The organism is Myroides sp. TSA_177.3 (genome assembly GCF_052691955.1).
In genome coordinates, this window is sequence record NZ_JBQZGD010000005.1 from 125585 (window position 1) to 139586 (window position 14002).

15 protein-coding genes are annotated in these 14002 nt (G+C 30.8%); 6 read left to right on the forward strand and 9 right to left on the reverse strand.

From position 1 onward, the window contains the following. The 4 genes from serC to ACUTSE_RS07170 all read left to right on the forward strand — a co-directional run bounded on the left by serC (position 1) and on the right by ACUTSE_RS07170 (position 3345). Positions 1-1068, forward strand: a complete 1068-nt coding sequence (gene serC / locus ACUTSE_RS07155) for a 3-phosphoserine/phosphohydroxythreonine transaminase (protein WP_445639705.1) — start codon at positions 1-3, stop codon at positions 1066-1068. Between the two features lie 19 nt (positions 1069-1087). Continuing rightward, positions 1088-2038, forward strand: coding sequence for an NAD(P)-dependent oxidoreductase (locus tag ACUTSE_RS07160; protein WP_445639706.1), 951 nt, complete (start codon positions 1088-1090; stop codon positions 2036-2038). A gap of 31 nt (positions 2039-2069) precedes the next feature. Next, on the forward strand, positions 2070-2555 hold the full coding sequence (locus tag ACUTSE_RS07165) for a hypothetical protein (protein ID WP_002986733.1): 486 nt from the start codon (positions 2070-2072) through the stop codon (positions 2553-2555). Positions 2556-2715: 160 nt separating this feature from the next. Then, positions 2716-3345, forward strand: coding sequence for an AsnC family protein (locus tag ACUTSE_RS07170; protein ID WP_445639707.1), 630 nt, complete (start codon positions 2716-2718; stop codon positions 3343-3345). Positions 3346-3454: 109 nt separating this feature from the next. On the opposite strand, the gene ACUTSE_RS07175 is transcribed toward ACUTSE_RS07170, so the two are convergent. From ACUTSE_RS07175 to ACUTSE_RS07215, 9 genes are all read right to left on the reverse strand, one after another. After that, entirely contained in the window at positions 3455-3862 is a 408-nt protein-coding gene (locus ACUTSE_RS07175; RefSeq protein ID WP_445639708.1) for a hypothetical protein, read from the reverse strand. A 6-nt stretch (positions 3863-3868) separates the two neighbouring features. Then, the gene (locus ACUTSE_RS07180) at positions 3869-4300 is read right to left on the reverse strand and encodes a 3-hydroxyacyl-ACP dehydratase FabZ family protein (RefSeq protein ID WP_002986726.1); all 432 of its coding nucleotides are present in this window, start codon (positions 4298-4300) and stop codon (positions 3869-3871) included. A 135-nt stretch (positions 4301-4435) separates the two neighbouring features. Next, positions 4436-6808, reverse strand: coding sequence for an outer membrane beta-barrel protein (locus ACUTSE_RS07185; RefSeq protein ID WP_445639709.1), 2373 nt, complete (start codon positions 6806-6808; stop codon positions 4436-4438). Between the two features lie 78 nt (positions 6809-6886). Continuing rightward, complete coding sequence (locus ACUTSE_RS07190) at positions 6887-7069, reverse strand: hypothetical protein (RefSeq protein WP_445639710.1); 183 nt, start codon at positions 7067-7069, stop codon at positions 6887-6889. Between the two features lie 70 nt (positions 7070-7139). Beyond that, positions 7140-9335, reverse strand: a complete 2196-nt coding sequence (locus ACUTSE_RS07195) for a peptidase domain-containing ABC transporter (RefSeq protein WP_445639711.1) — start codon at positions 9333-9335, stop codon at positions 7140-7142. Between the two features lie 6 nt (positions 9336-9341). Then, the gene (locus ACUTSE_RS07200; RefSeq protein WP_445639712.1) at positions 9342-9845 is read right to left on the reverse strand and encodes a hypothetical protein; all 504 of its coding nucleotides are present in this window, start codon (positions 9843-9845) and stop codon (positions 9342-9344) included. Positions 9846-9847: 2 nt separating this feature from the next. Beyond that, positions 9848-11143: a hypothetical protein gene (locus tag ACUTSE_RS07205; protein WP_445639713.1), complete on the reverse strand. Its 1296-nt coding sequence runs from the start codon at positions 11141-11143 to the stop codon at positions 9848-9850. Positions 11144-11209: 66 nt separating this feature from the next. Further along, entirely contained in the window at positions 11210-11353 is a 144-nt protein-coding gene (locus ACUTSE_RS07210) for a hypothetical protein (protein WP_002986709.1), read from the reverse strand. A gap of 11 nt (positions 11354-11364) precedes the next feature. Next, positions 11365-11508: a hypothetical protein gene (locus tag ACUTSE_RS07215; protein ID WP_445639714.1), complete on the reverse strand. Its 144-nt coding sequence runs from the start codon at positions 11506-11508 to the stop codon at positions 11365-11367. An 832-nt stretch (positions 11509-12340) separates the two neighbouring features. Here ACUTSE_RS07215 and ACUTSE_RS07220 point away from each other — a divergent pair. After that, entirely contained in the window at positions 12341-13057 is a 717-nt protein-coding gene (locus ACUTSE_RS07220; RefSeq protein WP_445639715.1) for a CPBP family glutamic-type intramembrane protease, read from the forward strand. An 83-nt stretch (positions 13058-13140) separates the two neighbouring features. Then, on the forward strand, positions 13141-13596 hold the full coding sequence (locus ACUTSE_RS07225; RefSeq protein ID WP_445639716.1) for a GNAT family N-acetyltransferase: 456 nt from the start codon (positions 13141-13143) through the stop codon (positions 13594-13596). The last annotated feature ends 406 nt before the right edge of the window (positions 13597-14002 follow it).

Genomic DNA, 14002 nt, shown 5'->3' on the forward strand with positions numbered 1-14002 from the left:
ATGAAAGCAGTACATAACTTTTGTGCAGGACCTAGTTTGTTGCCTCAAACGGTATATGAACAAGCGGCTCAGGCTGTTCTCAATTTCGAAAATACAGGAATGTCTATTCTCTCTATTTCACATCGCAGTAAAGAATTTATTGCTGCATTGGAAGAAGCGAGGCATTTGAGTTTAGAGTTATTGGGATTGGACAAGAAAGGGTATGTCGCTTTATTCTTACAAGGAGGAGCAAGCATGGAGTTTTTGCGTATTCCCTATAATTTAATGCAACAAAAAGCAGCTTATATTAATACAGGTACTTGGTCTAGTAAAGCAATTGAACAAGCACAAATGCTTGGAGAAGTGAAGGTAGTAGCGAGTTCTGAAGATCAACATTTTTCCTATATTCCAAAAGAGGTACGAGTAGAAGAGGCGGTAGATTACCTTCATTTTACTTCGAATAATACAATCCATGGAACACAGTTTAATTACCTCCCACAGACGAATGCACCGCTAGTCTGTGATATGAGCTCAGATATTTATTCACGCGAATTTGCTTACGATCAGATTGATTTAATCTACGCAGGAGCACAGAAAAATATTGGTTCAGCAGGTGTTAGTTTGATTATTACCAAAGAGGAAATTCTCGGAAAAACTAAGAGAGTCATTCCACAAATGCTGGATTACCAAGAACATATTGCTAAAGATAGTTTATATCATACAGCCAATGTATTTGCCGTTTATACGTGTTTGTTAAACCTGAGATGGCTGAAACAACAAGGAGGAGTTGCAGCTATTGAAGCCATCAACAATAAAAAAGCAGCGTTGTTATATCAAACGTTGGATGAACTAGATTTTGTGTCTGGAACAGCAGCAATAGAAGATCGATCGAAGATGAATGTTACATTTACGTTCAAGGATGAACAACTGAATGCTATATTTGACCAACTGTGTACGGAAGCTCAGATTACCAATATTAAGGGGCATCGTTCGGTAGGTGGATACCGTGCATCTTTGTATAATGCTGTATCTCTTTCAAGTGTAGAGACACTAACTGCAGTATTGCACCAGATGAAGACCTTAGTCTAACTTACTAAATTAGAATACAATGAGAGTATTAGCCAATGATGGTATACCAGAAAATAATAAACAAGCATTAGAATCGTTAGGATTTGAAATAAAAGAAGTACGTGTAGCGCATGAACAACTTGTAGCTTACACAAAAAAAAATGACATTGAGGTTTTGTTAGTACAGCAAGGTACGTTGTTGAACAAAACGATGATTGACGAATTAAAACATTTAAAAGCCATTGTTTTCGCAGGGGTTGTAGTGAATTTAGAACTTATTGATCATATCAAGAGTAATGGAATTACTGTAATCTGGGCAGAAGAATCGTTGGCGAATGCAACGGCAGAAATGGTGTTGGCTCACTTATTTAGTGGGACAAGGTTACTACAAGAAGCAAATCGAAATATGCCCTTGGAAGGGGATACGATGTTTAAATCATTACAACAATCGTATAGCTCCGGTATTGAGGTGTCAGGAAAAACCTTGGGAATTATAGGGATGAACCTAGCAGGACAGTTTTTAGCACAAAAAGCACTGGGATTGGGTATGCATGTTGTTTATACGGACAATTCTACACCGAAAATCAAAACAGAGTTTGAACTACCTAATGGGATTGTGTTTCCTGTAGCGATGGAATCCATAGCTATGGAGGAGTTACTTGAACAAGCGCATTTTATCTCTGTTCATACAAAATACTTTCAGCGCTATATCGTGAATAAAGAGTCGTTTGAAAAAGCGGAGAACCTCATAGGTGTAATCAATTGTGCTTATCCAGAGGCTATTAATGAAGTTGATTTAGTTGATGAGGTAAACAAGGAAACCATCCTTTTTGCCGGGTTAGATCGATTCGAAGAAGAGCCACATCCTGTGATTCAAGTCTTGATGCAACCTGCTTTTTCACTGTCACCGAATATCGCAACAGCAACTCATGAAAGTCAGCATGCTGTTTGGTCTGAAATAACTGTTAAAATAAAAGATTTGTTGAATTAATTGCTTAGTTTTATTTGAAATAATAAAAACTATGGTAGAGCAAATTACAAAATTAATTGAGCAAGTAAGCGCGAAAGAAATCAGCGGTTCTGCGATTTCAAACGACTTAACTTCGGCTGTTACAAAAGAAACAGGGGATAGTATTATCAACGGATTCAAAGACAGCATTAGCAGTGGTAATATCAGTGGATTAACTGATCTTTTGAGCGGAGGTGTTAGTAATTTAACATCAAATCCAATGGTGTCGGGAATGATTGGAAACTTAGTTTCTGGTTTGACAGAAAAAATAGGATTGCCAGAAGGCGTTGCATCAAATTTTGCAGGCACGGTGATTCCGTCTGTAATTGAAATGATCGTTTCTAAAGTACAAGGAGGAGAAAGTGGATTTCAACTGACTGATTTAATCGGTGGTTTGAGCGATGGAAATGGAGGAGGAATTAAAGATATGCTTGGTTCCCTAACTGGAGGAAAAGAAGGGCTAGGAGGCGCGATTGATGCGTTGAAAGGGTTGTTTTAATACTTCATACGATATAAGATAAAAAAACCAAAAAGTAATTTACTTTTTGGTTTTTTTATTTTTCTTAATCCCGTAAAATATTTGTTTTTTTAATCTTTATTTATTAAAATTGTTAAATTGTTGTTTTTTGTTGTTTTTTTATTCTATTTTGAATATAAAAATGAAAATATTGATAATTGAAAGTAACCTTATGGTAGTGGAAGGATATATTTCTATCCTTGGAAAGAAGAAGCATACTTTTTTAAATACAACAAATTGTGAAGATTTTTTTACTCTTTTTGAAACAATATTAGATCTCGACCTAGCCATTATTACATATGACCTTGTTGGAGTTTCTGAAAATAAGCTAGTATCAGTTTCTGATTGTGTTTTAGTAATCAAAAGAAATATTCCATATTGTAAGATTATCTTGCTATCAGAAAGTGAAAAAGCACTTGCGTTGTATACAATGTATAAAACAATGGAGACAGATGCTTTAATTGTTCAATCAGACTTAACGAAAGAGTTGATGTTAGATCTGGTGGAATCCAATAAATATACCTTGCCTTATTTAAGTCCTTTGGCAAAAGGAGCAATTCAAACAATAATTAAAAATAACACATTACTCGATTCAAAAAATAGGCGTATCATTGCGTTGTTGTCACAGGGTTATCGGATTTATCAGTTAAGTGATGAAATTTTGTTGAGTAGGAGCGCAATTCAAAAAAGGGTATCTAAAATGATGGTCGCATTTAATGTCAAAGACTATCAAGAATTGTTAGCTGTGCTGAGAGTATGTAAGATAATTTAATTCGTTTTTTGAGGGTAACAACCACGTAGATTTTGGGAAGAGAGAGACAAGAAAAATACAAAATAGGAATCAGTAGCATTTAGATTACAACTGGATTTATTTTAGGTGATTAATTTTTAAATAAAGTTGTTTTGCTATTTGAACAAATTTCTTTTCTATCAAAGAATAAAGAATTTAGTAATATAAATAGAATTGCGAATACGAAATGATTTTTGAATAGCATCCAATTAACTATCCCGATATTATGGGAGATAAAAACAAATAATAAAAAGGTTTTACTAAGAGAGTAGGGGAGTATTTTAGCAAAGAGTACTACAGCAACAAGCCATATGAAGGCTAGATAGAAAAGGCCATATTGATTAGTAGTCATACAAATATACCCTATCGGATTTCCCTCATTAACCATTCGTAAATTACCTTCCCAATATTCTTTCGGTTGGTATATAGCAGTTATAGCAACATCCCAAACGATTACCCATAAAGCAGGATAGAGGTCAACTTTATTTTTATTTTTCATTTATACTTACTTGATTTTTCCTGTCAGTACACCTTTACATAACAGTAATTCATGTTGATTGTAGGCTTCTATTTTGCATTTAATTGTATTTAGTTTGTAGTAAATAAGTTTTGATTTTACTGTTATTGTATCATTGGGATAGCTGATATTAAAAAATTTGACATTTGTACTTGTTAGGAATGCAGCATTTATTTTCTGTATGTTTTCTTTATTTAAATAGATGCCTAATGCCAATACACCTATTTGTGCCATTATTTCTGTGATTATGTAACCAGGTGTAATGGGGCTCTGAGGAAAATGCCCTTTATAGAAAAATGATTCACTTGATAAAAAACATTTTCCTATAACATGTGATTTACTTATCTCGCTAATAGAATCAATAAAACGATAAGGATAACAATGTGGAATATAATCTAAGATATAAAAAGAGTTATTCATTTATTTTTCTTTTTATTATATTAACAATATCAGAAACGGTTTTGAAAGAATCGAGTTCAGTTTCTGTAAATTCTATTCTTACACAGTTTTTGGCAAAGTGCCTCAGTTATTTTCTATTGCCTAATAGTTACAAGTTTAATTATTTTCCTTAATTCTTTCTTGTTCCTCTTCAGATGCACTTCTTGTTTCTTTCTTCTTATTAAAATTTGAACCAAAATTATAGGTCAATTGAAGATATACATTTTGTCGGGACCAATCACTTTGGATATCTGCATTAATATTAGCATATCTAATTCGTCCTTCAAATTTACGATTTAAGACTTCTTCAATTCCAAGATTTACTTTGAATTTATCATTCATAAACTTTTTTCCCAAAGCAAAACTTAATCCTGCCAGCCAATCGTGCTCAATCTGTCCTTGAAGGCCTCCTGTTGTATAATACCCTATTAATTCTGAATGAATATCCCAAGGAAGTTGATATTCTATGTTGGAATACCATGTTAAACTCCATTTATCTAGATCTAGTTTAGGACTTAATACACTTGATTTATACTTATTATAATTTACTATTATTCCACTGTAACCATCTAATCTATTGCCAAATTTTACAGGAGCAAAAACTCTGAAATTCCAATTTTCTCGTTTAGAAAGATTAATAATAGATCTTGAAGTTTGGGCTGTAAGATCATTCTGTGAAACTAATTCAAACAAAGCATCATTTGTATTATTGTAAGCTATGCTGAAAAAGGGCTTACGCTCAAAAGTTAAGTTGAACTGGAAGCTATTTGTGAATTCAGGTTTTAAATTTGGATTCCCTTTTTCAAAAGTATAGGGATCATAATAAAATACAAAAGAATTTAAAGAATTATAGGAAGGTCTCAAAATTCGATAACTATAGGATAAATTTATTCCAAACTGTTCATTAATACTTCTGTCAATGCTCACACTAGGAAATAACTTAGAGACAACTCTATTTTTTACTTCATATGGATTTGAAGATGTCCCTTTCGTATCGCTATGTTCCCAACGTAATCCCCCTGAAAAAGACCAAGTTTTACATTTTTTAAACACTTTAAAATATAATGCAACTATGTCTTCGCTTATTAAAAAACGATTACTTTGATTGGGATCTAACCCAAATTCTCCAGTAGCAGTATGTTCAAAAGATTCTAAATCATTATCAGTTGAAACTTTAGAATATTTACTTCCAAACATCCAGTTAAAACCATCATTTACAGAACGCTTATAATCTCCCTTATACGTTATTATTTTATATTTTCCATCTTGAAAATAGCGTTGATCATTGTATGAGACATCACTTTCTTTAATTTTGTAAATAGTATTAATATTATCGTTGTTGTAATTCACATAATCAAAATCTAAAATCAATTGATTTTTTTCATCCTCAAACTTATAATATGGATTCAGATTAACAGTTTTACTATTACGTTCAAAGCTATTATCCGTAAATAGATTTTCGGATACATCTCCTTTAATAATGTAGGTACTATTTGAGGCTATTCTATCAGACTCTGTGTCAATTAATCTTGCTCCAACACCAATTACGTGTTGTTCCGTAATATAATAATCTATTCCCCCGTTAAATCTAATCGTTTTTGGGCTATAGGGTTCAATAGTAGCCTGATCATATATTTGGTTATTTATATTTCTCTTAATAAATAAATCCTCTCTCCATGCCGATTTTTTGTATCCAGCATCTAATTGCCAGTTAAGTTTGTTTTTATAGCTAGCAATGGAACTACTTAGCCCATATTCTGGTCTATTATCATACCCTGCGTTAAGTTTTACACTTCCATTAGTTCCAAGGCTAACATTTTTTTTTAGAATAATATTAATTAAAGGACCTGAACCATCTGCATCGAATTCAGCTCCAGGTTGCTGAATCAATTCTACTTTAGCAATATTATCGGCTGGAAAGTCGCGTAATAAGGATGAGATATCCATATAGTCTGTTGTTTTTCCATTGATTAAAATCTTCACTCCTTGCTGTCCTCCATAAGTAACATTTCCATTAATAACAATAATTCCAGGAACCTTTTTAAGCACATCTTGCAAATTTGAGCTTATCATCTGCGATTGTTCTAAATTAATGATTAATTTCTCAGCTGTTTGCTGAATTACTGGTCGACGACTAGTAATAACTACCTCATTCAACAATTCAATATTTTCCTCCAAAACAAAGTTCAAATTTACATTGGACTGCTCATAAGTAAGATAGAATAATGAAGATTTTTGAGTTTTAAAACCAATAAACGAGACGTCGAGGAAATAACTTCCTAAACTAATATTCGAAAATGAAAAATTCCCAGTATCATCACTAATTGTTCCTGTAACTAATTCATCTGTCTCAGCATTATATAGAACAACACTCACAAAACGCAGAGGCGCTTCTAGTTGATCGAGTACTTTACCAGAAATACGACCTTGAGAATACACCATTCCTGTACATAACAAAAGGCTAACTATTATTATTCCTATTTTCATCATTGTTTATTATTTTGTCACTTCTTCAATCTTTACTATTATAGTATCTATTTTTTTATTACACAATCTATTACTCTTATACTACAATCTAAAATGATTGCTTTTTAATACGATTTGAAATGAATAATTGCTACCATAATCTTTATAATTAATACTCTTATTCTCAGGAAAATCTTCGATATTATTTTTAAGTATCTGATAAATTAAAGCATACTCGCTTGTATTTATACTTTTATAAATCACTTTTTCGTATTTTGCTGCCATAGTAAAAGACATATTAGTGAAAATAAAACTAATAATTATAACTAATTTTAACAAAAAAATGACATTATTCTTATATATCTAATTGGTTTTTAACTAATGTGAAATAGTAATTATTTTTGTTTATCAACTCTTTGTGTTTTCCCTGTTCTACGACTTCACCATTTGAAAGTACTATTATTTGATCTGCATTCTGAACAGTACTTAATCGATGAGCAATTATTACAACCGTTTTATTATAAAATAATTGCTTGAGGTTATTATGTATTTCCTTTTCATTTATAGAATCAAGTGCAGAGGTAGCTTCATCTAAAAAAATGTATTTTGGATTTTTATACAATGCTCTTGCTATCAGTATTCTTTGCATTTGCCCCCCAGATAGTCCATTTCCTCCAGAGCCAATCTTAGTAAACTCTTTTAGTGCAAGTGAATTGACAAACTCAAATAAATTAACAGCTTCAAGAACATTTTTCATTTTATGTTTATCTACAATTTCATCATTCATAGCTATATTTCTTTCTATGGTATCGTTGAATATATAACCATCCTGCATCACTATACCAGAATTTTCTCTAATGCTCTTGGCTGATATTTGCGTTATTTCATCTTCTCCAAACGCTATTTTTCCTTCAGACGGCAAGAAAAAATTCAATAATAACTTCATTAATGTTGTTTTTCCACTTCCACTATGTCCAACGATTGCTGTTATCTTTCCCTTAGGAATAATTAAATTGACGTTTTTCAGAACATTTTTATGGGATAGTATATTATACTTAAAACTAACGTTTTCCATTCGAATGTCTAACGGTCCATGTGCTAGATCAAGTTTGACATCTGTATCTTTTTCTTCATCCTTTTGTGAGTATACTTCATTTAATCTATTAAAACTTAAAAATGCATCTTGTTGTGATTTAATAAAGTTTAGTAATTGATAAACTGGTGTATTCATCTGTCCTATAATAAAAGAAACACTTAATAAAGCTCCTAAAGTCATTACATCCTTTATAACATAACTTGCTGCCAAAAAAGTTACCAAAATATTTTTAAGTTGATTAAAGAAAGTAAATCCGATTGATTGAAACTGATTGTTTTTTAATGACTTAATGTTAAGTTTTAATATTTTTTTTTGTAAATAAATCCATTTCTTTTTTTTATAATCTTCAAACTGATTGAGTTTCATTTCCATAATCCCATTATAAAACTCGTACACAGCTTCTTGATTTTCAGATTTTGCACTAAACAATTGATAATCCAAAGTTCTTCTTTTTTTTAACCAAAAAAACGACCATAGAATTGATAAGACAGTAAGTCCCAAATAAATAATAAACAGAAAGATGTCATAATAAAGCAAGATAATTGAATAAATAATCAAAGTCAAAGAGGAAAAAATAGTTAGTATACTATCCGAAGTAAAGAATTCCTCAATTTTTACATTATCCTGTATCCTCTGATTAAAATCTCCTGAATTCTTAGTGTCAAAAAAACGAATAGGAAGTCTTAAAATCTTATCTAAGTATGAGTATATTACATCAATACTAAAATTTGCACCGATTATAAGTGTATACCAATTCCTTAAAATATCTATTACCATAATACCTAAAAAAATAAATAGTTGAGCTAAAAGAATTAAAGTAATAAAGTTTAGATCCTTTTTTTCTACCCCATTATCTATCAAGGATTCGGTTAAAAAAGGAAGAGCTATACTCAACATATTACTTACTAGAACAAAAAACATTAATAAAAAAATCTTTCTCTTATAGGGAACAAACAATTTTAATATTTCATTTACTCTTTCCTTAAAATCATTTTGATCTTTTAATAAATAAAACTGTTCTGTAGGATTAAGAAATAAGGCTATTCCCTTCTCTTCATTTTTCAACCAAGCATCAATAAATTCTTTCTCTCCTAAAGTTACTTTTCCATGAGCTGGATCTGCAATTTTTAAAAAACAATTATTATTTACAATAGCAATTGATTCTAAAACTAAAAAATGATTTTTATTCCAATAAAGAATACATGGAGACGTAAAATTATAAACAAGTTGAGTTAGATTTAATTTGACCGCTTTTGCTTCAAACCCGATTTCTTGTGCAGCGTGAATGATTCCAAGCATTGAAACTCCGTCTTTACCAATTTGGCACAATTCTCTAAGGTTACATAGAGAAAATCTATTGCCATAAAAACTAGTTATCATACTTAATGAAGCAGGCCCACAGTCCATTAAATCATGTTGACGAGTTAGCTTAATATATTTTTTTTTTCTAAACATTTTCAATCAAGAAATATCTTTATACATTTTAAAATAGCAGAATCTATAAAATTTTATTACAAATTGGTTATAATAAATAGAATCTTTTTTTATTATAATACTTAAAATATCACTGCTTTTATTTGGGTTCAATACTAAATTATTCAACATTATATGATTTTTAAAAAACTTTGAAATCTCTCGATTCCAAAGTTTTAGTCGAGATAATCCTCTTCTCTGAACCTTATCCTCATAAAGGTGTTCTGGCTGATTGTGTATCTGCAAATAAATCGCGTCATGAGAACTGGCGAGTCCCTCAAAAAAATTGGCTAATGTCAATGTCGTTTTATAATCTTTAGAAGCTGTATTTATATCACAATTCAATGCTAATTCTATAATATCTTTACATTCTCCTTGAAAGTCTTCGTATACAATTCCAGAGCGTTTTGTCTCTAGTTGATATTCAATATTATTATCAGTTACAAAAATATAAGTACCCTCACCTTCTTTAACAATTTCATATCCCTTCATAATTAATTTAGCTCCTTTAAATTCAAATCTTTAACTTTAACTCCACGATTATTAATCAAAACCTTCAAAAAGTATAAAATCACTTCTTTAGGTAAGGTTTCATATCTACAAATAATAGATTTAATGTCAATTTCTGTCTCAGAAGTATTAATAATATTAATGATTGATACTAATTCTGGAAAATGCTTAAAAGTTAGTTTTGAACCTCGGACATAAATAATCAACCTACTTTCTATAATTTCAAATTTGATATTAAATAAATCATTTGGTAGAAGGGATTTACTTTCTAAGTTTGGAAAATAATCTTTTTCACTATCAATTTTAGCATATAGACTAAGAGGTATATTTTGCCAACCTCCGTTACTCATCAGACACTTTTTATATTCGTTATAAATAGACTTAAAAAAATCAATTAATGGCTTTTCTAAAACCTCTTGTTTAATATTAAGAGTATTTATAAAATCATTAAAAGTATTTTCATTAGTACTATAATCTAATTGACTTTCTATAATACTCTGATCATTTTTCAAACATAAATTCTTAATGGTTTCAACCATCAACGTAGAAAAATCATATCTAGTCGGATTATTAAACCATAAAGTTACCCCAATTGAGAAATTTGCAGAATATCCTATATGATACTTATTCCAAGGCATATAGTATAAATCTCCAACTCCAAATTCATGTTTTTTTGCATATTTGAGTAATGGTTCTACATCCTTATTATTAGAAACCCCACCAGTTACTTTGTCATATAGATCCTCATCCCATACATATATTATTTTTTTACCTGGTCCCAAATGATAATGTAAAACATTTTCTCCACGATTGTCTTTATGTATTCCTATAGGTGTCCAACCATAATTTCCAATAAAAGTTGTTAATTCTATACCCCAAGGCGGAATACCCACAATTTCAAACAATGGGCTAATTGTTTTTAGCACAGTATTAGCTAATATTTCAGAATGTTTTTCGCAATAGTTAGTAATTATCCCAAATTTATTACCAAAGACCCGATTACAATATGCTTCAATACTTTCTGAATCATCTATCTTATTATCTTTAATTAACTTTCTTATCTCAGAATCGCTTAACTCTCTTTCATCAATATATAGTCTAAATCCATCTCTAATATTAAATTCATTGATTCTAGATCTTAACATCTCTCTCACTCCAAGATCCAGTGAAATTAAAATATCTTCTGAAATCACCTCTTTGTAGACTTGACACTCTGAAAAAGAGAGATTTCTGTCCACAAATGAATACCACCAATCTTTAGAAAATTTATTTGTTTTCATATATATAATTTTAAAAGAATTTATAAGGAGGTGCTTTGACTTAAACACCTCCTTATTTAGAATTAATTATTTATTAGATTCTATTTTCTTCTCTTTCTTCTTCTCTTTCTTAATTTCAACACTCTCTGAAGCTCCTCCTCTTAAGGTCTCATTTTCTAATGCTGATAATTCTTCAATTTCTAAGAAATTTTCGGGCTTAAAATTTTGCATGATTACTAGATTTAGATAGATTTTTCGATTTTTTTCTTTTCAACTTTCTTCTCAACCTTTACATCTGATTCAGCTGTACCTCCTTTTAAGGTTTCGTTTTCTAAGGCTGAAAGCTCTTCAATTTCTAGGAAATTTTCTGGTTTTAATTTTTTCATGGTTATTGATGTTTTAGTTAATATTAATCATAGATTTAAGACTTTAATTGTTGTGGTTCGGTCTATCTCTCGGCCAAGAGTATTTCTTCTTCAATATTGTAATTATGAAGAGACTCAAAAATTATATTAAAATATAAACGTCTTTTATTGTATTATACCAAATAAGGAAAATACTAGAATTTTAAAAGAAACTAACAAGATATAAAGTAGTATTGTACATAATGATGATTTCTAAATCTTGTTACACAGGGATTTATAAAATAATACTATTAAATAATGTAAACACAAATTCAGGATAAACACTCGGTATTAGTTCATATTATATAATCATGGAGTTTCAAGACTTTTGCAAAAGGTTACTGATTTAAAAAAAAGTCTATTTTATTCATCATAATTTAAAGAAACCTTTTTCAAATAGAATCTTCCTTAATTTCAATGCAACGAGACTCACTTATTTCTGATACTCTATATGAATTATTCATGATAGTTTCCATCATGTTTTGTGTAAATATTTTATTAACACCTTGATATCTAGTGTAAATTGGATTAAAAACATCATTTGTTTTTGATATCTTGAATTAAAATTAACTAGGAAATATTATAAAAAAAAACGATGCTTTAAAACTTAACAAGAAAGGGAATTGATAATCAAAAAACGTTAATTAAGCTTTCAAATAAACTGAGTTAAAAAGTTAATTAATAACCCGAAAAAGATTGGTTAATCCTCGAAGTGATTGACTTTATAGTTACGAAAGAATGCTACAAGGATTCATATTAGCCATTTTTTGTTGATGGATATTTTTTAGTACCTTGAACTCAAATAAAACAGAACATGTCAACCCGCGAATTACTAATTGATTTTCTGTCTTTCTTGCGAAGACCTAACACTGAAAAAAGTACAGAAACACCTAAACAAGGATTGGGGTATACCTTTCGTTTGTGGTTATGCCTTTTTGTATTCATCATTTTTGGTGGAGCACTTTTAGATTCTCTTATTGATATTCCCATGCATGACCGTTTTGAAGAAGTCATGGAACAAATAGGAATTTTTGGATTTATTGGTTTTGCAGTGCTATTCGGTCCATTGCTAGAGGAAGTTGCCTTTCGATTAGCGATGCGTTTTCGCTTGCGAAATGTCATTATAGGTGTCCTTGCATTTACGGCATATATGACGCAAGCTGCTTTTCCGATTGCAGAAAATATCAGTCCGCAAGGGCCAATGTACCTCTATATTTTTTCAGGTTTGCTATTAGCCTTATTTCTTTTCTCGTGTTTGAAATACCAGACGCGTGTTGCGCATTGGTGGACCGCCCGTTTTCCAGTGGTTTTTTATATCGCTTCGGTTGCATTTGCTGCAATACACATTTTTAATTTTGAAGAGTTTCCTTTACGTGTTATCCTTTTAGCTCCACTTATTACTTTACCACAGTTTGTATTAGGATTGGGAATGGGATATTTGCGCATGCGTTTTGGTTTTTGGTATGGTTATTTCTTTCACGTTTTGAATAATGGCTTTGCTGTAGGTGTGTATTTGTTGCTACCTCAGTAAATGATGAACTACGAGATAAAATGGAATAACATCACATCGGAATACCCATATTTTTTTTATTTTTGCCTTAAATTAATTAAGTTATGAATAGCATTCATTGGCATACAAAAGCGTTTGAAGAATTGACGTCGGATGAATTGTATGATATCATGCAACTACGTACTAATATCTTTGTAGTGGAACAAAATTGTCCTTATCCAGAACTAGATGGAAAAGATAAAAATTGCTTACACGTGTTTGCTACACAACACGGAAATGTAATTGCTTATGCGAGAATTGTTCCTCCAGGTTTGAGTTATAAAGAAATTTCAATCGGAAGGGTAGCAGTTCATCAAGAGTATAGAAAAGACGGATTAGGAAGGGTTTTAATCGACTTGGCATTAGAGAAAATTGAAGAGGAGTTCGGTGCCCAAGCCATCCAAATCGGCGCACAATCGTATTTGAAGAAATTTTATGGATCATTTGGATTTGAACCTGTTTCAGAAGAATATTTAGAAGATGGTATTCCGCATGTGGATATGGTTAGACAAGGGGTATGAGTTAGGAGTTAGGAGTTAAGAGTTAAGAGTTAAGAGTTAAGAGTTAAGAGTTAAGAGTTAGGAGTTAGGAGTTAGGAGTTAGGAGTTAAGAGTTGAACATCCCTAAATAGGGGGCGTTTTTAAACATTAACTTCATTATTAAATATAGTAATAAATGGTTTGGAAAAAGTACTTTTTCCAAACCATTTGTTTTTAAATGAAACCCCCGTTTCATTTTTGCTATTGAATGATGAGACCTAGTATTATTATACTGGTTGACTGCTTTTTTAATTAATCTTCTGAGTTAATAAAAGCTTTTGGGTTTCTAATATTCTAAAGCATTATTTTTAATGGTTTGTACATCCTTGATAGAGGTTAATCATAAAAAACAATTTGTTTAATGATTAAAAAAGACACCCTAAACCCT

Excerpts from the sequence above, each read along its gene's own strand:
- ACUTSE_RS07165 (WP_002986733.1), top strand. The coding sequence starts at position 2,070 with ATGGTAGAGCAAATTACAAAATTAATTGAGCAAGTAAGCGCGAAAGAA.
- ACUTSE_RS07160 (WP_445639706.1), top strand. The coding sequence starts at position 1,088 with ATGAGAGTATTAGCCAATGATGGTATACCAGAAAATAATAAACAAGCA.
- serC (WP_445639705.1), top strand. The coding sequence starts at position 1 with ATGAAAGCAGTACATAACTTTTGTGCAGGACCTAGTTTGTTGCCTCAA.
- ACUTSE_RS07205 (WP_445639713.1), bottom strand. The coding sequence starts at position 11,143 with ATGAAAACAAATAAATTTTCTAAAGATTGGTGGTATTCATTTGTGGAC.
- ACUTSE_RS07170 (WP_445639707.1), top strand. The coding sequence starts at position 2,716 with ATGAAAATATTGATAATTGAAAGTAACCTTATGGTAGTGGAAGGATAT.
- ACUTSE_RS07220 (WP_445639715.1), top strand. The coding sequence starts at position 12,341 with ATGTCAACCCGCGAATTACTAATTGATTTTCTGTCTTTCTTGCGAAGA.
- ACUTSE_RS07190 (WP_445639710.1), bottom strand. The coding sequence starts at position 7,069 with ATGGCAGCAAAATACGAAAAAGTGATTTATAAAAGTATAAATACAAGC.
- ACUTSE_RS07185 (WP_445639709.1), bottom strand. The coding sequence starts at position 6,808 with ATGATGAAAATAGGAATAATAATAGTTAGCCTTTTGTTATGTACAGGA.
- ACUTSE_RS07210 (WP_002986709.1), bottom strand. The coding sequence starts at position 11,353 with ATGCAAAATTTTAAGCCCGAAAATTTCTTAGAAATTGAAGAATTATCA.
- ACUTSE_RS07175 (WP_445639708.1), bottom strand. The coding sequence starts at position 3,862 with ATGAAAAATAAAAATAAAGTTGACCTCTATCCTGCTTTATGGGTAATC.
- ACUTSE_RS07225 (WP_445639716.1), top strand. The coding sequence starts at position 13,141 with ATGAATAGCATTCATTGGCATACAAAAGCGTTTGAAGAATTGACGTCG.
- ACUTSE_RS07215 (WP_445639714.1), bottom strand. The coding sequence starts at position 11,508 with ATGAAAAAATTAAAACCAGAAAATTTCCTAGAAATTGAAGAGCTTTCA.
- ACUTSE_RS07195 (WP_445639711.1), bottom strand. The coding sequence starts at position 9,335 with ATGTTTAGAAAAAAAAAATATATTAAGCTAACTCGTCAACATGATTTA.
- ACUTSE_RS07180 (WP_002986726.1), bottom strand. The coding sequence starts at position 4,300 with ATGAATAACTCTTTTTATATCTTAGATTATATTCCACATTGTTATCCT.
- ACUTSE_RS07200 (WP_445639712.1), bottom strand. The coding sequence starts at position 9,845 with ATGAAGGGATATGAAATTGTTAAAGAAGGTGAGGGTACTTATATTTTT.